This window comes from Polaromonas sp. (assembly GCF_036676035.1).
GTDB lineage: Bacteria > Pseudomonadota > Gammaproteobacteria > Burkholderiales > Burkholderiaceae_C > Polaromonas.
Genome location: NZ_JAKFDR010000113.1, coordinates 63,457 through 82,639 on the forward strand (window position 1 = coordinate 63,457; position 19,183 = coordinate 82,639).

At 62.1% G+C, this 19,183-nt stretch carries 20 protein-coding genes and 2 pseudogenes; 15 read left to right on the forward strand and 7 right to left on the reverse strand.

The genetic code is table 11. The features are described 5' to 3' along the window. Window positions 1–12 precede the first annotated feature (12 nt). The 3 genes and pseudogenes from V6M61_RS16950 to V6M61_RS16960 form a co-directional block, all read right to left on the reverse strand. A pseudogene (locus V6M61_RS16950) lies at window positions 13–765 on the reverse strand (SDR family oxidoreductase). Between the two features lie 198 nt (window positions 766–963). Then, a complete protein-coding gene (locus tag V6M61_RS16955; RefSeq protein ID WP_332777757.1) occupies window positions 964–1,422 on the reverse strand; it encodes a carboxymuconolactone decarboxylase family protein in 459 nt (152 codons plus the stop codon). A gap of 36 nt (window positions 1,423–1,458) precedes the next feature. Continuing rightward, window positions 1,459–2,373, reverse strand: coding sequence for an RNA polymerase sigma-70 factor (locus tag V6M61_RS16960; protein ID WP_332777758.1), 915 nt, complete (start codon window positions 2,371–2,373; stop codon window positions 1,459–1,461). Window positions 2,374–2,749: 376 nt separating this feature from the next. Here V6M61_RS16960 and V6M61_RS16965 point away from each other — a divergent pair, with 376 nt between their 5' ends. After that, window positions 2,750–3,208, forward strand: a complete 459-nt coding sequence (locus V6M61_RS16965; RefSeq protein ID WP_332777759.1) for a carboxymuconolactone decarboxylase family protein — start codon at window positions 2,750–2,752, stop codon at window positions 3,206–3,208. A 110-nt stretch (window positions 3,209–3,318) separates the two neighbouring features. After that, window positions 3,319–3,723: a cupin domain-containing protein gene (locus V6M61_RS16970; protein ID WP_332777760.1), complete on the forward strand. Its 405-nt coding sequence runs from the start codon at window positions 3,319–3,321 to the stop codon at window positions 3,721–3,723. A 294-nt stretch (window positions 3,724–4,017) separates the two neighbouring features. On the opposite strand, the gene V6M61_RS16975 is transcribed toward V6M61_RS16970, so the two are convergent. Next, window positions 4,018–4,944, reverse strand: coding sequence for a hypothetical protein (locus V6M61_RS16975; RefSeq protein WP_332777761.1), 927 nt, complete (start codon window positions 4,942–4,944; stop codon window positions 4,018–4,020). 279 nt (window positions 4,945–5,223) lie between these two features. On the opposite strand from V6M61_RS16975, the gene V6M61_RS16980 reads away from it, so the two are divergent. From V6M61_RS16980 to V6M61_RS17000, 5 genes are all read left to right on the forward strand, one after another. Then, window positions 5,224–5,835 carry a glycine zipper 2TM domain-containing protein gene (locus tag V6M61_RS16980; protein WP_332777762.1) on the forward strand — a complete coding sequence of 204 codons (612 nt, stop codon included), beginning with the start codon at window positions 5,224–5,226 and terminating at the stop codon, window positions 5,833–5,835. A gap of 7 nt (window positions 5,836–5,842) precedes the next feature. Continuing rightward, a complete protein-coding gene (locus V6M61_RS16985; protein WP_332777763.1) occupies window positions 5,843–6,079 on the forward strand; it encodes a PepSY domain-containing protein in 237 nt (78 codons plus the stop codon). Window positions 6,080–6,108: 29 nt separating this feature from the next. After that, complete coding sequence (locus V6M61_RS16990; protein ID WP_332777765.1) at window positions 6,109–6,780, forward strand: response regulator transcription factor; 672 nt, start codon at window positions 6,109–6,111, stop codon at window positions 6,778–6,780. Further along, window positions 6,777–8,108 (forward strand): ATP-binding protein, encoded by a 1,332-nt coding sequence (locus V6M61_RS16995; protein ID WP_332777766.1) that lies wholly within the window; start codon window positions 6,777–6,779, stop codon window positions 8,106–8,108. The genes V6M61_RS16990 and V6M61_RS16995 overlap by 4 nt, the downstream gene beginning before the upstream one ends. A gap of 207 nt (window positions 8,109–8,315) precedes the next feature. Beyond that, a complete protein-coding gene (locus V6M61_RS17000; protein WP_332777767.1) occupies window positions 8,316–9,317 on the forward strand; it encodes a nucleotidyltransferase family protein in 1,002 nt (333 codons plus the stop codon). On the opposite strand, the pseudogene V6M61_RS17005 reads toward V6M61_RS17000, so the two are convergent. From V6M61_RS17005 to V6M61_RS17015, 3 genes and pseudogenes are all read right to left on the reverse strand, one after another. Continuing rightward, window positions 9,301–9,524: pseudogene (locus tag V6M61_RS17005) on the reverse strand (cytosine deaminase); the annotation flags it as partial. The gene V6M61_RS17000 and the pseudogene V6M61_RS17005 sit on opposite strands and share 17 nt — an antisense overlap. 132 nt (window positions 9,525–9,656) lie before the next feature. Continuing rightward, on the reverse strand, window positions 9,657–10,286 hold the full coding sequence (gene upp / locus V6M61_RS17010; protein ID WP_332777768.1) for a uracil phosphoribosyltransferase: 630 nt from the start codon (window positions 10,284–10,286) through the stop codon (window positions 9,657–9,659). 43 nt (window positions 10,287–10,329) lie between these two features. Next, the gene (locus tag V6M61_RS17015) at window positions 10,330–11,844 is read right to left on the reverse strand and encodes a helicase HerA-like C-terminal domain-containing protein (protein ID WP_332777769.1); all 1,515 of its coding nucleotides are present in this window, start codon (window positions 11,842–11,844) and stop codon (window positions 10,330–10,332) included. Between the two features lie 92 nt (window positions 11,845–11,936). On the opposite strand from V6M61_RS17015, the gene V6M61_RS17020 reads away from it, so the two are divergent. The 8 genes from V6M61_RS17020 (at window position 11,937) to rng (ending at window position 19,169) form a co-directional block, all read left to right on the forward strand. Beyond that, complete coding sequence (locus tag V6M61_RS17020) at window positions 11,937–12,659, forward strand: YebC/PmpR family DNA-binding transcriptional regulator (protein WP_332777770.1); 723 nt, start codon at window positions 11,937–11,939, stop codon at window positions 12,657–12,659. A gap of 61 nt (window positions 12,660–12,720) precedes the next feature. Next, the gene (purD, locus tag V6M61_RS17025; protein WP_332777771.1) at window positions 12,721–14,052 is read left to right on the forward strand and encodes a phosphoribosylamine--glycine ligase; all 1,332 of its coding nucleotides are present in this window, start codon (window positions 12,721–12,723) and stop codon (window positions 14,050–14,052) included. Window positions 14,053–14,134: 82 nt separating this feature from the next. Beyond that, window positions 14,135–15,052 (forward strand): oxygen-dependent coproporphyrinogen oxidase, encoded by a 918-nt coding sequence (gene hemF / locus V6M61_RS17030; RefSeq protein ID WP_332777772.1) that lies wholly within the window; start codon window positions 14,135–14,137, stop codon window positions 15,050–15,052. Between the two features lie 35 nt (window positions 15,053–15,087). After that, the gene (nadD, locus tag V6M61_RS17035; RefSeq protein WP_442957803.1) at window positions 15,088–15,705 is read left to right on the forward strand and encodes a nicotinate (nicotinamide) nucleotide adenylyltransferase; all 618 of its coding nucleotides are present in this window, start codon (window positions 15,088–15,090) and stop codon (window positions 15,703–15,705) included. A 27-nt stretch (window positions 15,706–15,732) separates the two neighbouring features. After that, window positions 15,733–16,437, forward strand: a complete 705-nt coding sequence (gene rsfS / locus V6M61_RS17040) for a ribosome silencing factor (RefSeq protein WP_332777774.1) — start codon at window positions 15,733–15,735, stop codon at window positions 16,435–16,437. Then, window positions 16,434–16,901 carry a 23S rRNA (pseudouridine(1915)-N(3))-methyltransferase RlmH gene (gene rlmH / locus V6M61_RS17045; protein WP_332777775.1) on the forward strand — a complete coding sequence of 156 codons (468 nt, stop codon included), beginning with the start codon at window positions 16,434–16,436 and terminating at the stop codon, window positions 16,899–16,901. The genes rsfS and rlmH overlap by 4 nt, the downstream gene beginning before the upstream one ends. Before the next feature lie 133 nt (window positions 16,902–17,034). After that, a complete protein-coding gene (locus V6M61_RS17050; RefSeq protein ID WP_332777776.1) occupies window positions 17,035–17,637 on the forward strand; it encodes a Maf family protein in 603 nt (200 codons plus the stop codon). 29 nt (window positions 17,638–17,666) lie between these two features. Continuing rightward, window positions 17,667–19,169, forward strand: coding sequence for a ribonuclease G (rng, locus tag V6M61_RS17055; RefSeq protein WP_332777778.1), 1,503 nt, complete (start codon window positions 17,667–17,669; stop codon window positions 19,167–19,169). The last annotated feature ends 14 nt before the right edge of the window (window positions 19,170–19,183 follow it).

Below are 19,183 nucleotides of genomic sequence, written 5' to 3' on the forward strand. Positions count from 1 at the left end.
GAAGATGCCGATCTATTTGGCGGTCGCGTTTGCCAGCCAGTTTTCCAGCGAAGTCGTGCCGATCCGCACATGGGCGCCGGGCGTCAAGGACTTGTCACCGAGGCGCGTTCCAAAATACAGCGCGTCGTCATCCTTTACGACTTCCCGCGGGTCCTTGCTGGCTTGCAAGGTGCGTCGCAGCAGCTCGTCGAGACGGAATGACTGGGCCCTGCGACTTCACAGGTGTCGTTGAGCGGTGCCTCGGTGGCAACCTTCGCAAGCGCGGCGGCGACGTCATCAGCCGCAATCGGCTGCAACCGAGCAGACGACGCACGCACCGTCTGGCCCTGGGTGCTCACATAGGCAATGGATGCCAGGAACTCGAAAAATTGGGTGGCCCGGACAATCGTGTACGGCACCGTGGAGCCCTTGATGATGGACACCTGGGCCACCTTGGCACGGAAGTAGCCGCTTTCGGGCACGCGCTCAGACCCCACAACCGACAGCGCCACATGATGGCGCACGCCCGCGGCGAGTTCGGCGGCGAGCAGATTCTGGGTCGACGATTTGAAAAAATTCATCACCGCTTCGTCTTCGAACGACGGTGAGTTCGTCACGTCAAACCACGACCTCAGCGCCGGCGAGCGCCTGAGAGAGTCCTTCTCCGGTCACCGCGTTGACGCCCGACGAGGGCGATGCCGCCACTACCTCATGCCCGGTCTGCCGAAGCAGGGCCGCAAGTTTCTTGCCGATGAGGCCGCTGCCTCCGATGATTACGATTTTCATATGAAGTCCTTCATTACATAGGGAGAATTAAAGACGGCGACAACCTGCAACCATCCATGCAAAACAAGACGTTTGACGATGGCCGGTTGTGACAACGCGGGGAAAATCTGCTGTCCCTATCGTTGAAGAAAACCATCATGCCTTGTATATATCACTTGGATCTCGTTCAGCGAGCGAGAAAGCGTCTTTGGTGGGCGCTCATTGGATGGGCTTTTCAAGCACCGGCATCTGCATGCTGATGGCCATGCGATTCCAGGCGTTGATCTGCGCAATCGTCCAGCAGAGCTCGACGATTTCCTGGTCACTGAACTGGCTCTTCAGTGCGTCGAAGTCGGCATCCCGGCTGCCGTGGTGCTCGACCAGCCTGGTCGTGGTTTCGGCCCAGTTCAGCGCGGCGCGCTCGCGCTTGCTGTACAGGCCGGTTTCGCGCCAGGTCGACAGGCTGTTGATGCGCTGCCAAGTCTCGCCATGCTTGCGCAGATCGCGTGCATGCATGTCCAGGCAGAAGGCGCAGCCATTGAGCTGGGACACGCGCGTCTGCACGAGTTCCATCAGGACAGGGCCGAGCGAAGACTTGGCGGTGGCGACGTTGACGCCGGCCATGGCTTGATAGGCCTTGGGAGAGATTTCGGTCCAGTGGAGGCGGGGTTCGTTCATGGTTTTACCTTTGAGTCATGGTTGGGATACACAGACTCAAGACGTTTGAGGGGGCTGACTTGTGACATTCAGATCGCGACCCAATGCTTTGGCGATGCGGGCGAGCTTGTCCGGGTTGCGCTGCGCGTGAATGCGCACGATGCGCTCCCCATCTGTTTCGAGCGATTGCGCCGACTCCAGGGCGCCATCGATGAAGCGCAGCAAGCCCCATTGACCGTTGAGCACAACCACTTCGAATCGCACCAGGTTGGGGTAGCGAAGGCTGGTGGCGAGATACAGCTGTGCGATGCGCTGCCCGCCCACCAGCGGTACTCCAAAGCTGGGCACCTTGCCGCCGCCATCGCCGATCAGCTGCGCGTCGTCAGCGAGCATGGTTTTGAGCGCGGCAAACTCGCCGCGCACGGCGGCATCAGCGAACCCCCGCAGCAACCGCAGTTGGGTTTCCCGAGCGACGGTGTACCGCGGCCGCTGGTCCTGTAACTGCACCTTGGCGCGGTGAACAAGTTGCCTGCAGGCGGGCTCGGTCTTGCCCAGGACCTCGGCCACTTCGCCATAGTCGGCATCAAACACCTCGCGCAGCAAATAGGCCGCACGGGCCTCGGGAGCAAGGCGCTCCAGCAGTGCGAGGAAGGCAACCGAGACGTCGTCGGCTCGCTCCAGTACCTGCTCCGGCGAGACTGGAGAATCGGAGAGCAGGGGCTCCGGCAGCCATGTGCCGACATAGTGCTCGCGCTGGATCTTGGCCGTGCGCAGTCTGTCAATGGCCAGGCGCGTGGTGACGGAAACGAGCCAGGCCTCCGTATTCTCCAGGTGATCCTGGTCAGCCTCGTGCCATCGCAGCCACGCATCCTGGACGACTTCTTCGGCTTCGGCCGAGGAGCCCAGCATGCGGTAGGCAATACCCTGCAAGCGAGGGCGGAGGCGGTTGAATGTGTCGGTGGCGTCGTTCATAGCTACCTAGACGTTTGACACCACCGTCTTGTGACAGTGACGCCATCTCAAGTGCGAGTCGAATAACCCCCCTCTTTTTACGCTCTCCTGCCGGTATGTGCAATGGCCGCATGGGTCCGCAATCTCGCGGCGCTGGCAGCGAACACAAGGTGCAGTCTTTTAAGACCAACGGCGAACGCATGGTGCGCATCCCTGCCAGTGCACCCCGACAAGCTCGCGCAGCCGGTTGCATCCTGAACTGCTGAAAAAACGTTTTTCTGAAAAAGTCGCTGAAATTTCAGCAGGCAGGGCAGTTTGTGTCACAAAACGGCACCGCCAGCCGTCTTGTAGGTATGTGAATCTCAATTCCGAGTCACTTAAACCCGAAGGAAACCTCATGAACGAAGCTCGACTCCCCTGGACCCAGATTGCCCCCAAGGCCTACCAGGCCATGGCTGCCGTCGGCGCCATCACCAGCCAATCCACGCTTGGCATGCCCCTCATCGAACTGGTGCAAAGCCGTGTGTCGCAAATCAACGGCTGCGCCTTTTGCGTCGATATGCATGTGCGCGATCTGCGCAAGCACGGGGAAACCTGGCAACGCATCAACAGCCTGTCGACCTGGCGCGAAGTCGGCTTTTACAGCGAGCGCGAGCGCGCCGCACTGGCCTGGGCCGAAACGCTGACCCAGCTCGCCGGCGAGCACGGCGACCACGATGCCGCCTTCGCGGCGCTGCAGGGCCAGTTCAACGAGCAGGAGATTGTCGACCTTACCTGGGCGGTCGCGCAGATCAACGCCTGGAACCGCATGGCGGTGGGCATGCGGCAACCGCCGTCTGGCAAGCCGCTGGAGTGACCGAAATCCTTTTAATCGCAACCGGTATCTGAAATTCACCCCCCGTCGGGAGCGGGCTCGCGTGCATGCGCGTGGGCCCGGTCTCGCCAACAAACTTAAAGAGTCAATCCATGAAAAAAATCTGCATCCCCCTGTTTCTGGCAGCAAGCGCGCTGTTCGCCCAGCCAGCCTTGGCCAGCGGCATCGACGGCGTCAGCGTCACGCCGCTCATGTCCAAAGACCTTTCCGACCTGCCCGGCAAGGAAGGCCTGGTCATCACCGTGGACTACGCCCCCGGCGCTGCCGACCCTGTACACCGCCACCGCGCACACGGTTTCATCTACGTGCTTGAAGGCTCCATCGTGATGCAGGTCAAGGGCGGAAAAGAAGTCACGCTGACACCGGGACAGACCTTTTATGAAGGCCCCAACGACATTCACACCGTGGGCCGCAATGCCAGCACCACCCAGCCCGCCAAGTTCCTGGTGGTGCTGATCAAAAAGAAGAAGGGTGAGGTCCTGGAACTCGTGAAGTGAGTTGAGCAGGGCCGGCAAGCCGGGCTGAAAAAAGCGGTACGGCTCCCTCACCTTGGTGTGCAAGAGACCCGGCGGCAGGTCAGGGTAGGGTGTGGACGCCACACCGACCCAGGGCACTGTGGCCTTGGGAACTGCCCGCGTATCGTCTACCGGGCATTCCTCGGGTCCGGATTTTTGGTCACCAAACCATGAGCCGCCTGGCGATCAAGGTAAATCCAGGACAACTACCTTGACGCGCGCCGACACCAAGCGGCGAGATCGACGCTTCTAAGCGCTTGCACAGACTAAAGAATATTAATTGGTCGCCGCAATCCATGAAGATATCTGATTCGTTCGCACCGAGAGAACTCCATACCACGCTTCGGCGACCTTCTTTGCCAGGCCGATGTCGATCAGTCCGGGATTCCAAACTATGCAGCTTTGCAACTCATAGGATAGCGCCGCCCTTTCCGACGGCGTCCTGAAAAGAAACACAACGCCATGAATGTAGCTACGCGGATGGGGATCGGGCTCCGGTTGCGGGTGGTACCGATCGACCCAACTCTTTTGGTCGGGACCGTGCTCGCGTAGTGGCTCCAAAGCTCCAACGACAGCCGGCCGGATGAAGGCGTGATCAAAGTGGCAACGTGCCATGTTGGCACCACCGACTGCATGCACGCAGTCGCACTCATCTATTGCGCCAAGCTGCAATTCAGATACGTCAACGCCCACTAGATTGATACAACCATCGACCACTATGGGATTGAATTTCGAGGGAGAGCTCTTGCCGAAGATGTCGCGCTGAATCCTGCCGACATCTTGTGTATCGTCAGCCTGACTAATTTGGAAGATTCCGCCACTGGCAAGCTGACTATGCACTGCCGTCTGGATCGCTTGTTGCTCTCCAAGAAGTTTGAGCTCCACATGAACTTTTCCCAACTCCGTATTCCAGCAGAAATCTATGTCTCCCTTACCGCCTTGTTTGGCACCGTACTCCAAGCTGATCTGTTTTTGCAAGAATGCGCGGGCGAAGTTGACTTCCAGCACACGACCTCTCAGGTCACCGGGGTTCTTTGCGCGAAGCAGTTGCTCTAAAAGCGGTTGGTATTGGCGATGCGCTTGCAGCTGGTTTAGTTTTTCCAGAAGCGGCTCAATGTATACCTCTGTGTTCACGCCTCCGCCGGACGCCTTGATGACTGCTTCGAGGGTGGCACGATCGATTGGCATGATGTAGTTGTTCATGATGCGTGATCTTGGAATCTGCTTCCGATTTTGACTGTAATTCTCAGCGATTCCTCGATCCCCGTCTTAGAGGTAGCAGCCGGCAGCGCATTGAGATGCTGGCGAGTCAATGGTTAGGCTTTGCCATGACTCCATCTTGCAAGAACGACTCAGCTCAGGCACGCGGGTCATACCGCGGCGCTTGGGTAGGCGTCGTGAGGAACCTTTTATCGATTTCGTTCAGCTTGCGTTCACCTACCTCTTTGTAAGCTTGTTCCATATCAACCAAGGAGCCTCTTCATGAAACGTTCTGCCATTCTTTGCCTGACCACGCTGCTGGCAGCGGGCGTCCAGGCCCAGACCTTCAACGACACTGCCCGCGTGCGCAATGTCGAACCGCGGTACGAGAACGTCTCCGTGCCGCACAACGAGTGCACCAGCCAGTGGGTGACCGAGCAGCAACCCGTGGCGGCGTCGCGCAATTACGGCGGGCTGGCGCTTGGCGGTGTGGCCGGCGCCTTGCTGGGCAACCAGGTCGGCAGGGGCCACGGCCGCGAAGCCGCCACCGCGGTCGGTGCCGTGGTCGGCGCGCTGGCCGGCGAGCACTTTGCCAACCAGAACGGCTGGGGTGGTGGCTACCAGCAGGCATCCCAGCCGCAGCAGCGCCAGGTGCAGAATTGCCACACCGTCAACGATGTGCAGACCCGCCTCACGGGCTACAAGGTCGAGTACGAGTACCGCGGTCAGGTCTACAGCACGGTGACCCGCGAGAACCCGGGCCGCACCTTGCCCGTGCGCGTCTCGGTGGCGCCGGTGGAGCCGGTGGGGCGCGAGTTCCACGGCGCACGCGAATACCAAGGCAGGCGCGATGACCGTGGCGATCGCGAGTACTATGGTGCTTACAACCGATGAACGCCCGATGAACGCATTTGCCAAACTGCTCTGCGCCACCTTGTTGGTGGCGTCCAACCTGGCCTGGGCCGACCTGAGCCGCGACGACGCGGCCGCGGTGGCCCAGCGGGCCAGTGGCGGCCGCGTGCTGTCCGTCGAAAAGTCCGAGTCTTCGGGCCAGCCGGTATGGCGCGTCAAGGTGGTCACGCCGGCTGGTGAGGTCCGCGTGATCCAGGTGGACGTCGCCACCGGCCAGGTCCGATAGTGTGGGCCGGCCTGCGGCAGCTTTAACCCATGCGCTTGTTACTGATCGAGGACGATGCCGCGCTGCGGCTCACACTGGCCCGCCAGCTGGAGGCCGATGGCTACCGGGTCGATCAGGCCAAGGACGGCGAAGAGGGCCTGTTCCTGGCGCGCGAGTACCCGGTCGACCTGGTCATCGTCGACCTGGGGCTGCCCAAGCTGAACGGGCTGACCATCGTGCAGCGCCTGCGCCAGGAGGGGCGTGCCCTACCCATCCTGATCCTTACCGCACGCGGCAGCTGGCAAGACAAGGTTGTGGGGCTGGAAGCCGGGGCCGACGACTACCTGGTCAAGCCTTTCGAATACCCGGAGCTGGCGGCGCGGCTCAAGGCCTTGCTGCGGCGCTCGCTCAAGACTGCCTCTGACGTGCTGACGCTCGGCCCCCTCAGCATCGACCTGTCGGCGCAGGCGGTGCGGCTCAATGGCGAGGTGCTGGAGCTCACGGCGTTCGAGTACCGCCTGCTCGAGTATCTGGTGCGCCAGCGCCCGGCCATCGTCACCAAGCAGGCGCTGTCGGACTACCTGTACCCGCACGGGGAAGACCGCGACAGCAACGTGCTGGAGGTGTTGGTGGGCCGGCTGCGGCGCAAGCTCGATCCGGACGGCAGCGTTGGCCCCATCGACACCGTGCGGGGGCGGGGCTACCGGTTCACCCTCGAATGAAGGCCGGCTACTCCATTCGTGCCCGCCTGCTTCTGGGGGCTGCGCTGGTGCTGTTGGCCTTCATGGCCGGCGCGGGGCTGGCGGTGCAGCGTGCCCATGAGGACAGTGTGCGCACCGTCCACTTCGGCCGGCTGCAGAGCACCATCTACCTGCTGCTGGCAGCTGCCGAACTTGATGCCGGCGGTGCGCTGGTGATGCCGCCCGAGTTTGCGGAGCCGCGCCTCTCGCTGCCGGGCTCCGGCCTGTACGCGGGTATCTACAACGTGTTGCGGGGGGATCAGTGGCAGTCGGCCTCGACCCTGGGTCTTCAGCCACCGTTTCGGCGCAGCCTGCAAGCCGGTCAATGGCGTAACGAGACGGTGGATGGGGCCGGCGGGTCCTTCCTGTCGGTCAGCTATGCCGTCACCTGGAAGGCCTCCGCGCGTGAGGCACCGCTGGTGCTCACGGTGCTGGAAGACCGCGCGGCCTTCGACGGCGAGGTCGGCGCCTTTACCCGCACCCTGTGGCTCTGGCTGGGCGGCGCCGCCGTGCTGTTGTTGCTGGCCCAGCTGTGGCTGTTGCGGTGGGGCCTGGCGCCGCTGCGGCACGTGGCCAGCGAGATCCGGCGTATCGAAGAGGGCGAGCAATCGCGCATCGAAGGCCGCTACCCCACCGAAATCTCGGGCCTCACGGACAACCTGAACACCCTGATCCAGCAGGAGCGCGAGCGCCAGGCCCGGCATCGCGACGCACTGAGCTTTCTGGCCCACAGCCTGAAGACTCCGCTGGCCGTGCTGCGCAGCAGCCTGGCCGAGCCGGCCCAACTGCCAGCAATGGTGGACCAGCAGGTGAGCCGCATGGACGACATCGTGCAGCACCAGCTGGGGCGCGCCATCGCCGGGGGCGCCGCGCGCTTTGCGCCGCCGCTTCTGGTGGCGCCTATCCTGGAGCGCATTCGCGACGCGCTGGCCAAGGTGTATGCCGGAAAGGCGTTGGACTTCAGCGTCGAGTGCCCGCCCGACCTGGCCTGGCGCATCGACGAGGGCGACTTGTTCGAGATGCTGGGCAACCTGCTGGACAACGCGGCCAAGTGGGCGCGCAGCCGCATCATGGTGCGGGTGTGGCGCGAAGCCGGGCGCTTGTGCATCCGCATCGAGGACGATGGCCCCGGGTTCGGTGACACCGAGTCCGCCTTGCGGCTCCACGTGCGGGGGGACGAGCGCGTGCCCGGGCACGGCGTTGGTCTGGCAGTGGTGAGCGACCTGGTGGCCAGCCACCAGGGGGAACTGAAGCTCACACGCGGCGCTATGGGCGGCGGGCGGGTCGACATCGTGTTGCCGGTGCCTTGAGAGGCATGCGCTTCAAGGTGAAAGCCCTCCAGCATGTAGTCGCAGCACACGCCGTACCAGGGGTCCATCACGCAGTCGTGGCCGAAGGCGACGTTGACGCCTGCGGCCAGACTTCTTCAAGGTAAAAATAGAATTCCATAGATTTACCTTGAAGTTCAATGTCTTCAAGGTAAAATTTACAAATCAATATTTACATTGAAGACGCGCGTGAATTCCTTTTATGAGCTGAACGAGCAGCAAAAACGGCAACTCATCGATGCCGAGATGCTTTTCTCCGCGCTGGAGCAGGCGGAGGCGGAGGCTATTCGCCACAGAGGCTCGATGTTCTGGCGGGAACAGGATGGCGGCCGCTACCTCATCTCGCTCTCGGCTCACTCACGGCAGCGGTCTCACGGGCCCGCTTCACCCGAGAACGAGTTGAAGTACGAGCGGTTCACTACAAGAAAGACCGAGGTCGAGGCCCGGCTAAAGACTCTGCGAGGGAAGGCGGAGGAATACAGGCGCATGAACAAGGCGCTGCGTGTGGGTAGAACGCCGGACATTCTGATCGAGGTGCTTAACGCGATGATGCGCTATGGGGTGTCCGAACACTTTCTTGTGGTGGGAACCCACGCACTGTTTGCCTACGAGACCGCCGCGGGCGTGCGCCTTCCGAGCGACGTGATGGCTACTCAGGACGCTGACCTGCTTTTCGACACCGCCAGGAAGGCGGCCTTTATGGAAGTGATGAAGGACCGCAAGATGTCATTCCTGGGCATCCTGAAGAAGGTCGACAAGACCTTCGAGCGTGATGAGCTTGACAACTCCACCGCGCGCAACGCCTCAGGCTACGAGATTGACCTCATCCGCCGCTTTCCGCCGGACCCGGAGGATACATCGGAGCACCCGCTTCAGCTGACGCCTGAAGAAGGCGACCTGTGGCCTGTTCGCGCCTCCATGGGGCAAAAGCTGTTGTCTGTGCCCCGCTTCGATCAGGTCGTGGTCGGCGTGAATGGGGCCATGGCGCGCATGCGCACTGTGCATCCACTGGACTTTGCCCGGATCAAGCGCCAGCTTTCCAAAGATATCAATCGCGAGCCCCTCAAGAAAGCCAAGGACCTGGCGCAGGCGGACATGGTGGAGACGCTGGTTCGGGAGTACCTGCCGCACCTGGCCAAAGATATGGCCAACGACTCTGCGGGCAGTGAAGCCACTATCGGGAAGGCATAAAGCTGGTTGCCGGTGATCGCTGCGGCAGCCGCAACTGCGCCGTGGCCGCTGGCGTTTCGGCCAGCAGCGTCCCCTTCTTCCACACCTTCAACCGATTCGCGCGCAGCCGAATCGCCTCGACCGCATCCCGTGCCTGCAGCAGCACAAAGCTCGTATAGCAGCCGGGCTCCAGCCCGTAACCCTGTGCTGGTGCATCACCTTCGCCGCGTTGACGCCTATCTCCGTCTGCTCATCGGTCATGTGGGTCATGCCTCTCCCTGGTTGTGCATGAACGGAGAAAGCATTTCTGTAGCTATCAATAGAGGAGCTATTGGCGGACGTGGATATTGGGCTGGAGGCCTATTTCGTCCCAAAAATCCGGTCACCCGCATCGCCCAGGCCGGGCAGGATGTAGCCGTGGTCGTTGAGCTGCCGGTCAATGGCGGCGGTGTAAATCGGCACGTCGGGGTGGGCTTTTTGCAGGGCGGCAATGCCTTCGGGGCAGGTCAGCAGGCAGACAAACTTGATGGACTTGGGCTTGAGTTTTTTGAGCCGGTCTACCGCTGCGATGGCGGAGTTGCCGGTGGCCAGCATGGGGTCGACCACAACGATGTCGCGCTCTTGCATTTCCTGCGGCATCTTGAAGAAGTACTCGACCGGCTGCAGGGTTTGCGGGTCGCGGTACAGGCCGATGTGGCCCACGCGGGCGCCGGGCACGACGTTGAGGAAGCCGTCCAGAAAGCCGTTGCCGGCGCGCAGTATGGACACCAGTACGACCTTTTTGCCGTCAATGATCTTGCCGGTCATGGTTTCCAGCGGGGTTTCGACTTCGATGTCCTGCAGTGGCATGTCGCGCGTGACCTCATAGGCCATCAGGCTGCTCAGCTCATTGAGCAGGGTGCGAAAGGTGTTGGTGGACGCATCTTTGCGGCGCATCAGGGTCAGCTTGTGCTGCACCAGTGGGTGGTCGATCAGGTGAACGTTGCTCATAAATGACTGACTTTCTTGTGTTTTAGGTTTTATTTGATGAAGGTTAGCGCCGTTTGCCGCCAAAAATGCTGCCCAGCACGCCGCGGATGATCTCACGCCCCACGGCCGAGCCCATGGTGCGCACGGCTGATTTGGCCATGCTTTGCGCCAGGCCTTCGTGCTTGCCGCCGCGCGGGCCGGTGCTGCCGAACAGCACATCGTTGAGGCCGCCCAGCAAGCCCCCAGAGCCCGATTCACCCGCCGCACCACCGTTCGGGGCTTTCGCGGCTTCAGACGCTGCTGCATCGGCCCGGCCCTTGATTTGCTCGTAAGCCGACTCGCGGTCCACGGTTTTTTCATACACCCCGGCGAGCGAGTCTTGCAGCAGCGCCTGCCGCTGCTGGGCGGTGATGGGGCCAATCTGGCTGCCGGGCGGCAATACATACACACGCTCGGTGATGCCGGGCCGGCCCTTGGCATCGAGAAAGCTCACCAGCGCCTCGCCCACGGCCAGTTCGGTAATCGCCGTCTCGATGTCCAGCCCCGGCTTTTGCCGCATGGTCTGGGCGGTGGCCTTGACGGCTTTCTGGTCGCGTGGCGTGTAGGCGCGCAACGCGTGCTGCACCCGGTTGCCGAGCTGGGCCAGCACCGAGTCCGGGATGTCCAGCGGGTTTTGCGTGACGAAATAAACGCCCACGCCCTTGGAGCGCACCAGGCGAACCACCAGCTCGATGCGTTCGAGCAGCACCTTGGGCGCCTCGTTGAACAGCAGGTGGGCTTCGTCAAAAAAGAACACCAGCTTGGGTTTGTCGGGGTCGCCGATCTCGGGCAGTTGCTCGAACAGCTCGGACAGCATCCAGAGCAGGAAGGTGGCGTACAGGCGCGGCGAGTTGAGCAGCTTGTCGGCTGCCAGGATGTTGATCACGCCCTGGCCGGCGCTGTCGGTCTGCATGAAGTCGCTGATATTGAGCATGGGCTCGCCGAAGAACTCTTCGCCGCCCTGGCTCTCGATCTGCAGCAGGCCGCGCTGGATGGCGCCCACGCTGGCGGCGCTGACATTGCCGTATTGGGTGGTGAACTCGCTGGCGTTGTCGCCCACATACTGCAGCATGGCGCGCAGGTCTTTGAGGTCCAGCAGCAGCATGCCGTTATCGTCGGCGATCTTGAACACCAGGTTGATGACGCCGGCCTGGGTTTCATTGAGGTTGAGCATGCGGCCCAGCAGCAGTGGCCCCATGTCGGACACCGTGGCGCGCACCGGATGGCCCTGTTCGCCGAACACATCCCACAGCGTGGCCGGGCAGGCCCGCGATTCGGGGTGCGCAATGCCGCGCTCTTTGAGGATGGCGGCCATTTTTTCGCCGATGCTGCCCGCCTGGCTGATGCCGGTCAGGTCGCCCTTGACGTCGGCCATGAAGACGGGCACCCCGATTTTCGAGAAGTTTTCGGCCAGGGTTTGCAGCGTGACGGTCTTGCCGGTGCCGGTGGCGCCGGTGATCAGGCCATGGCGGTTGGCCAGGCCGGGAAGGAGCTCGCATTGGGTCGATGCGTTCTTGGCAATCAGCAGCGGTTCGGCCATGGATGGTGTTCCTGAGGTGAAAAAGTAAAATGCTGGATGTAGATTAAATCAATTAATCCATCCAAACACTGAAGTAACTGAGGATTTAAGTCGTGGCCGGTCATAGTAAATGGGCGAATATTCAACACCGCAAGGGTCGCCAGGACGAAAAGCGCGGCAAGATCTGGACGCGGGTGATCCGCGAGATCATGGTGGCCGCACGCCTGGGTGGCGGTGACCTGGACACCAACCCGCGCCTGCGCCTGGCCGTGGACAAGGCCAAGGCGGCCAACATGCCCGCCGACACCGTCAAGCGCAATATCGACAAGGCCACGGGCAACCTGGAAGGCATGCACTTCGAGGAAATCCGTTACGAAGGCTATGGCATTGGCGGGGCGGCCATCATCGTCGACTGCATGACCGACAACCGGGTGCGCACCGTGGCCGAAGTTCGCCACGCGTTTTCCAAGCATGGCGGCAACATGGGCACCGAGGGCTCGGTGGCGTTCCAGTTCAAGCACTGCGGCCAGTTTGTGTTTGCACCGGGCACCAGCGAAGACAAGGTCATGGAAGTGGCCCTGGACGCCGGTGCCGATGATGTGATCACGCACGACGACGGCGCCATCGAAGTGCTGGCGCCGTATGCCGATTTTGAGCGGGTCAAGCATGCGCTGGAAGCGGCCGGGCTCAAGGCTGAGCTGGCCGAAGTCACCATGCGCCCGGAAAACACCATCGCGCTGACTGGTGAAGACGCGCAAAAAATGCAGAAACTGCTGGACGTGCTGGAAGACCTGGATGACACCCAGGACGTCTTTCACAACGCCGAGCTTCACTAAGGCCTCGGTTCACACTATTGGTCTACCTCAGTTATCCCCTCTTTTTAAAGATCAAACTCCAGTGAAAATTCTTGTCATCGGCGGCGGCGGCCGCGAACACGCGCTGGCCTGGAAGCTGGCGCAATCGCCCAAAGTCCAGGCTGTCTATGTGGCGCCTGGCAACGGGGGGACCGCGCTCGACGCCCGGCTTGAAAACATCAACATCACCGATATCAAGGCGCTGCGCGAATGGGCTGCTACTGAAAAGATAGCGTTGACGGTGGTCGGCCCGGAGCAGCCGCTGGCCGCCGGCGTGGTCGACGAGTTTCGCGCGCACGGCCTGCGGGTGTTTGGCCCGACCAGGGCCGCCGCACAGCTGGAGAGCTCAAAGGCCTTTTCCAAGGCTTTCATGAAGCGCCACGGCATTCCGACCGCCGAGTACGAAACCTTTACCGATGCGGCAGCCGCGCATGCCTATGTCGATGAAAAAGGCGCGCCCATCGTCATCAAGGCCGACGGCCTGGCTGCCGGCAAAGGCGTGGTGGTGGCCATGACGCTGCACGAAGCGCATGAGGCGATTGAGTTCATGCTGGCCACCAGCCCCGACCACAACGTGCTGGGTGTGAGCCACAACGAAGGCGCGGATGGAAAGGCTTTGCCGCGGGTTGTCATTGAGGAGTTTTTGCAGGGCGAGGAGGCCAGCTTCATCGTGCTGTGCGATGGCAAAAACGTCACGGCGCTGGCGACCAGCCAGGACCACAAGCGCCTGCTCGACGGCGACCAGGGGCCCAACACCGGTGGGATGGGGGCTTATTCGCCCGCGCCGGTGGTCACGCCCGAGGTTCACAACCGGGCCATGCGCGAAATCATCCTGCCAACCATCCGGGGCATGGAAAAAGACGGTATTCCGTTCACCGGCTTCCTGTATGCCGGCCTCATGATCGACGCCCAAGGCAAACCCAAAACGCTGGAATTCAACTGCCGCATGGGTGACCCCGAAACCCAGCCCATCATGATGCGGCTCAAATCCGACCTGTATGACGTGATGATGGCGGCCACCTCCGGCACGCTGGACCAGATCGAGCTGGAATGGGACCGGCGCCCCGCGCTGGGCGTGGTGATGGCAGCCCATGGCTATCCATTGAGCCCGCGCAAGGGCGATGCCATCACCGGTTTGCCCTTTTCGAGCGGGCAGGGCACGGACGACGCCATGGTGTTTCATGCGGGTACGGCACAGCAGGAGCGTGACGGCAAGAAAGCCGTTGTGACCTCGGGCGGGCGTGTGTTGTGTGTGACCGCATTGGCCGACACGGTCAAGGCCGCACAGCATCGCGCTTACGAGCTGGCGCAGGGCATTCATTTTGACGGTGCACAGTATCGCAAGGACATCGGACACCGGGCCGTTAAGTCCTGATGAGTATGGATTTGGCGCCGCTCCATGCGGTCCCCGCGCAACTGCCGGATGCCTTCGTGGCCAGAGCCGATACCATTGCCCCATGAGCATGCCTGATCTTTTAGCCGTCCGCAGCTTTCTGCTTGATTTGCAGCAGCGCATCACCAGCGCCATCGCCGGAGTCGATGGCCAGCCTTTCGTGGCCGACCATTGGCAAAAAGCACCGGGCGAGCCCCTGCAGGGCAGCGGCATCACCCAGATCCTGGAGCAGGGCCAGGTGTTTGAGCGGGCGGGCTGCGGCTTTTCGCAGGTGCGCGGCTCCAAGCTGCCGCCCTCGGCGACCCAGCACCGGCCCGAGCTGGCCGGCGCGCCGTTTGAGGCCATGGGCGTTTCACTGGTGTTTCACCCCCGCAACCCCTATGTGCCGACCGTGCACATGAACGTGCGCATGCTGGCTGCCACGCCCGCATCCGGCGAGCCGGTCTGCTGGTTTGGCGGGGGCATGGATTTGACGCCTTATTACGGCTTTGACGACGATGCCGTGCATTTCCACCAGACCTGCAAAGATGCCCTGGCCCCGTTTGGCGATGACAAGTACCCGCGCTTCAAGCAATGGTGCGACGAGTATTTCTACCTCAAGCACCGCGACGAGCAGCGGGGCATAGGCGGCATCTTTTTTGACGATTTCCAGGAACTGGGCTTTGAGCGCAGTTTTGCCATGATGAGCGCGGTGGCCAATGCATTTTTACCCGCCTACCTGCCCATCGTGGAGCGGCGCAAAGCCACGCCCTACGGTGAGCGCGAGCGCGATTTCCAGCTCTACCGCCGGGGCCGCTATGTGGAGTTCAACCTGGTCTGGGACCGCGGCACGCACTTCGGCCTGCAGTCGGGTGGGCGCACCGAGTCCATCCTGATGTCCATGCCGCCGCTGGCCAGCTGGTCCTACCAGCGGCCCATCCCGGCCGGATCGCCCGAAGAGCAGCTGTACAAAACATTTCTGGCCAGGCGGGACTGGGTGTGAATGCTTCGCCCCCCGTTCCAACGAAGCGCCTGGGCGTGTTTGGGGGGGCTTTTGACCCTCCGCACAACGCCCATCTGGCGCTGGCGCAGGCGGCTGTCCAGCAGCTCGGGCTCGATGCCCTGCATATTATTCCGACCGGGCAGGCCTGGCACAAGGCGAGGGCGCTGAGCGCTACCGAGCACCGGCTCGCCATGGCCCGGCTGGCTTTTGAAGGTTTGCCCAAGGTCGTGATCGATGAGCGGGAGCTTGAGCGGGCAGGCCCGAGCTTTACGATTGACACGCTGGAGGCGCTGCAGGCCGAAAATCCGGGAGTGCAGCTCTACCTGATCATAGGCGCGGACCAGTTTGTGGCGTTCAGGCAGTGGCACCGATGGCAGGACATCCTCAAGCTTGCTATAATTTGTATAGCTGGTCGCGCAAATTTCACGCCGGCTGAAGGTGATTTTTACCTTCAAGGTCAAGCTCATGGCAAAGGTGAAGGCAAGGCAAAGCAAGCCGTTTTGACCCTTGATTTACCGCTGATGCCCGTCAGCGCGACCCAAATACGCCAACTGATGGCCTCAGGCGCCATGACGGCCGTGGAAATAGCCCATTTGGTCCCGGAGCCGGTTGCGCGTTATATTTCACGTCACCGGCTTTACAGCCCCCGTTAACACCCCCTTATTGAAGCACACCACTGCATGACCAACACCACCGCCAGCATCGCTGCCAAAAAAGACGTCCAGAAACTACAGCGAGCCATCATCGATGGTCTGGAAGATGTGAAGGCGCAGGACATCCAGGTGTTCGACACCGAGCACATCACCTCGCTGTTTGAGCGCGTGATTCTGGCTTCGGGTACGTCCAACCGCCAGACCAAGGCGCTGGCGGCCAGTGTGCGCGATGCGGTGCGCGATGCGGGCTTTGCCAAGCCGCGCATCGAGGGCGAAGCCAATGGGGAGTGGATCATCGTGGACTGCGGCGCTGCCGTGGCGCACATCATGCAGCCCACCATTCGCCAGTACTACAACCTGGAAGAACTGTGGGGCGACAAGCCAATCAAGCTCAAGCTGGGAGCGCCCGCACCGCTGGTGAAGGCCGCTGCCGCCAAACCGGCAGGCAAGACGCCGGCCAAACCGGCGGCCAAAGCGGTCAAAGCGGCTGCCAAGCCTGGCGTCAAAGAGGCGAAAGCGCCGGCCAGGAAAGCCGCCGCAAAAACCGCGAAGGCCGCTGCGCCAGGCAGAGCGGCCCCCAAAACGACCCCCAAAGCTCCTGCCAAGGTCGCCGCAAAGAAGACTGCCAAAGCCGCAGCACCTGCAAGCGCAACTGCCAAAAAACCTGCTGCCAAAAAAGCCGCCCCTAAAAAGACGGTGGCTGCCAGGAAAACCGCTACCCGGAGAGCATGAGGCTGCAAATCGTAGCGGTGGGTCTGCGGGTTCCCGACTGGGCTCAAACGGCTTACGACGACTACGCCAAGCGCTTTCCGCCCGAACTGCGGGTTGAGCTGAAAGCGGTCAAAACCGAGCCTCGCGCCTCCAGGACGCTTGAAAACCTGCTGGCCGCCGAGCGCGTGCGCATTGAGGCCGTGATCCCCAAGGGCAGCCGCATCGTGGCGCTGGATGAGCGGGGCACGGCAGTCACCACTGTGGCCCTGGCCGACAAGCTTCAAGCCTGGCAGCTAGAGGGCGACGATGTGTCCATCGTCATCGGCGGTCCGGATGGACTCGATCCAGGCTTCAAGCAGGCGGCCCATGAGCGCCTGCGGCTGTCAGATCTCACCTTGCCGCACGCCATGGTGCGCGTCCTGCTGATAGAGCAGCTCTACCGTGCCTGGTCGGTCAATGCGGGCCATCCTTATCACCGGGAATGATGCCCCCACGGTTGCTCACTGCGTGTAGCGCCCTGCCCCCCGAGGGGGCCGCTGCGCCTGCGGTCCGGCAAAGCCGGTCCCGCGGCCCTGGCTGGGCTGAACTGGGGATGCGGCCCGCCTCGTGACCTGAAACATGACCGACTTCATCTACCTCGCCTCCCAAAGCCCGCGCCGCCGCCAGTTGCTGGAGCAGCTCGGGGTGCGCTATGAATTGCTGCTGCCCGAGGGTCATGAGGATTCGGAAGCGCTGGAGGCGGTGCACCACAACGAGAGCCCCTCGGCGTATGTCAAACGGGTGACCCTGCTCAAGCTCGATGCAGCCGTGGCACGCATGCAGCGCTTGAAGCTCAAACCCGCACCCGTGCTGTGTTCCGACACCACGGTTGCCAGGGGCCGCCAGATTTATGGCAAACCCGACGATGCGAAGGATGCCGCGCGCATGCTGCGCGAACTGGCGGGCAACACCCATCGCGTGCTGACGGCGGTGGCTGTGCAGCATGGGCCCCAACGGCTGGAGTTGCTGAACGTCTCGCGCGTGACGTTTGCCGCCATGACAGCTGCGCAGATCAGGGCGTATGTCGCTTCGGGCGAGCCCATGGGCAAGGCGGGCGCCTATGCCATTCAGGGCCGGGTGGCCATGCACATCAGCCATCTCAGCGGCAGTTATTCTGGCATCATGGGTCTGCCACTGCGGGAGACGGCGTTGCTGCTCCAGGCGGCCGGCCTGAAAATATAGCGCCCACCCCAAGAACGTGCCAACGAGACATGCAACAAGACATCCTGATTAACTGGTCGCCCCAGGAAACCCGTGTGGCGGTGGTGGAAAACGGCGCCGTGCAGGAACTGCACGTCGAACGCACACTGGAGCGCGGCCTGGTCGGCAATGTCTATCTGGGCAAGGTGGCCAGGGTGTTGCCGGGCATGCAATCGGCTTTCATCGACATCGGCCTGGACCGGGCGGCGTTTTTGCATGTAGCGGACTTGATGAGCAGCATCAACAGCCGCCATGCCGAGTCGGATGCGGCGCAGGCCGCCAATGGCACGGGAGCGCCGGCCGCAGCGGCGCCCCAGCCGATCGAGAAACAGCTGTTTGAAGGCCAGGCCGTGATGGTGCAGGTTCTGAAAGACCCGATTGGCACCAAAGGCGCCAGGCTCACGGCGCAAATCAGCATCGCGGGCCGCTTGCTGGTGTTTTTGCCGCAAGACAACCACATCGGCGTGTCGCAAAAAATCCCGCCCAGGCAGCGTGAAGACTTGCGCCAGCGCCTGCAAACCCTGACCTCCGATCAGGGCGGCGGTTTCATCCTGAGAACCAACGGCGAAGACGCGACCGATGCGGAGTTGGGTGAGGACATTGCTTACCTGCGCAAAACCTGGGCGCGCATCAAGGCGGCGGCGCAGCGCCTGCCGCCCACTTCCGTGCTGCACCAGGACCTGAGTTTGCTGCAGCGTGTGTTGCGTGACCTGGTCGGCGAGACGACGCAAGCCATCCGCATTGATTCGCGTGAACAGTTCGAGAGCCTCACGGCTTTCGCGGCGGAGTTCATGCCTGCCACGCTGCAAAAACTCCAGCTGCACAGCGGTGAAAGACCGATTTTCGACCTGTTCAACATCGACGAAGAGGTGGCCAAGGCGCTGGGCCGGCGTGTGGACTTGAAGTCGGGCGGCTACCTGATCATTGACCAGACCGAGGCCCTGACGACGGTGGACGTCAATACCGGCGGTTTTGTCGGCGCGCGCAATTTCGACGACACCATCTTCAAAACCAACCTGGAAGCCGCGCAGGCGATTGCCCGGCAGCTTCGCTTGCGCAATCTGGGCGGCATTGTGATTGTCGATTTCATCGACATGCTGCGCGAGAACCACCGCGACATGGTGCTGGCCGAGTTCCAGAAGCAGCTGGCGCGTGACCGCATCAAAACCACGGTCAACGGTTTTTCAGCACTGGGCTTGCTGGAAATGACACGCAAGCGCACCCGCGAATCGCTGGCGCACCAGCTGTGCGAGCCTTGCGATGCATGCAGCGGCAAGGGCGTGGTCAAAACGGCGCGCAGCGTCAGCTATGACATCCTGCGTGAAATCCTGCGTGAAGCCCGCCAGTTCAACCCCCGCGAATTCCGGGTGGTGGCATCGCCCAAGGTGATTGAGCTTTTCCTGGACGAAGAAAGCCAGCACCTGGCCGGTTTGAGCGACTTTATCGGCAAGCCCATTTCCCTGCAGTCCGAGGCGGCCATGTCCCAGGAGCAGTACGACATTGTCCTGCTGTGAGCCCTGCTGACTCT

What these genes read in the sequence shown, in the direction of transcription:
- V6M61_RS16955 (WP_332777757.1), bottom strand. Translation starts at nt 1,422, where the DNA reads ATGAACGAACCCCGCCTCCACTGGACCGAAATCTCTCCCAAGGCCTAT.
- V6M61_RS16960 (WP_332777758.1), bottom strand. Translation starts at nt 2,373, where the DNA reads ATGAACGACGCCACCGACACATTCAACCGCCTCCGCCCTCGCTTGCAG.
- V6M61_RS16965 (WP_332777759.1), top strand. Translation starts at nt 2,750, where the DNA reads ATGAACGAAGCTCGACTCCCCTGGACCCAGATTGCCCCCAAGGCCTAC.
- V6M61_RS16970 (WP_332777760.1), top strand. Translation starts at nt 3,319, where the DNA reads ATGAAAAAAATCTGCATCCCCCTGTTTCTGGCAGCAAGCGCGCTGTTC.
- V6M61_RS16975 (WP_332777761.1), bottom strand. Translation starts at nt 4,944, where the DNA reads ATGAACAACTACATCATGCCAATCGATCGTGCCACCCTCGAAGCAGTC.
- V6M61_RS16980 (WP_332777762.1), top strand. Translation starts at nt 5,224, where the DNA reads ATGAAACGTTCTGCCATTCTTTGCCTGACCACGCTGCTGGCAGCGGGC.
- V6M61_RS16985 (WP_332777763.1), top strand. Translation starts at nt 5,843, where the DNA reads ATGAACGCATTTGCCAAACTGCTCTGCGCCACCTTGTTGGTGGCGTCC.
- V6M61_RS16990 (WP_332777765.1), top strand. Translation starts at nt 6,109, where the DNA reads ATGCGCTTGTTACTGATCGAGGACGATGCCGCGCTGCGGCTCACACTG.
- V6M61_RS16995 (WP_332777766.1), top strand. Translation starts at nt 6,777, where the DNA reads ATGAAGGCCGGCTACTCCATTCGTGCCCGCCTGCTTCTGGGGGCTGCG.
- upp (WP_332777768.1), bottom strand. Translation starts at nt 10,286, where the DNA reads ATGAGCAACGTTCACCTGATCGACCACCCACTGGTGCAGCACAAGCTG.
- V6M61_RS17015 (WP_332777769.1), bottom strand. Translation starts at nt 11,844, where the DNA reads ATGGCCGAACCGCTGCTGATTGCCAAGAACGCATCGACCCAATGCGAG.
- hemF (WP_332777772.1), top strand. Translation starts at nt 14,135, where the DNA reads ATGAGCATGCCTGATCTTTTAGCCGTCCGCAGCTTTCTGCTTGATTTG.
- rsfS (WP_332777774.1), top strand. Translation starts at nt 15,733, where the DNA reads ATGACCAACACCACCGCCAGCATCGCTGCCAAAAAAGACGTCCAGAAA.
- rlmH (WP_332777775.1), top strand. Translation starts at nt 16,434, where the DNA reads ATGAGGCTGCAAATCGTAGCGGTGGGTCTGCGGGTTCCCGACTGGGCT.
- V6M61_RS17050 (WP_332777776.1), top strand. Translation starts at nt 17,035, where the DNA reads ATGACCGACTTCATCTACCTCGCCTCCCAAAGCCCGCGCCGCCGCCAG.
- rng (WP_332777778.1), top strand. Translation starts at nt 17,667, where the DNA reads ATGCAACAAGACATCCTGATTAACTGGTCGCCCCAGGAAACCCGTGTG.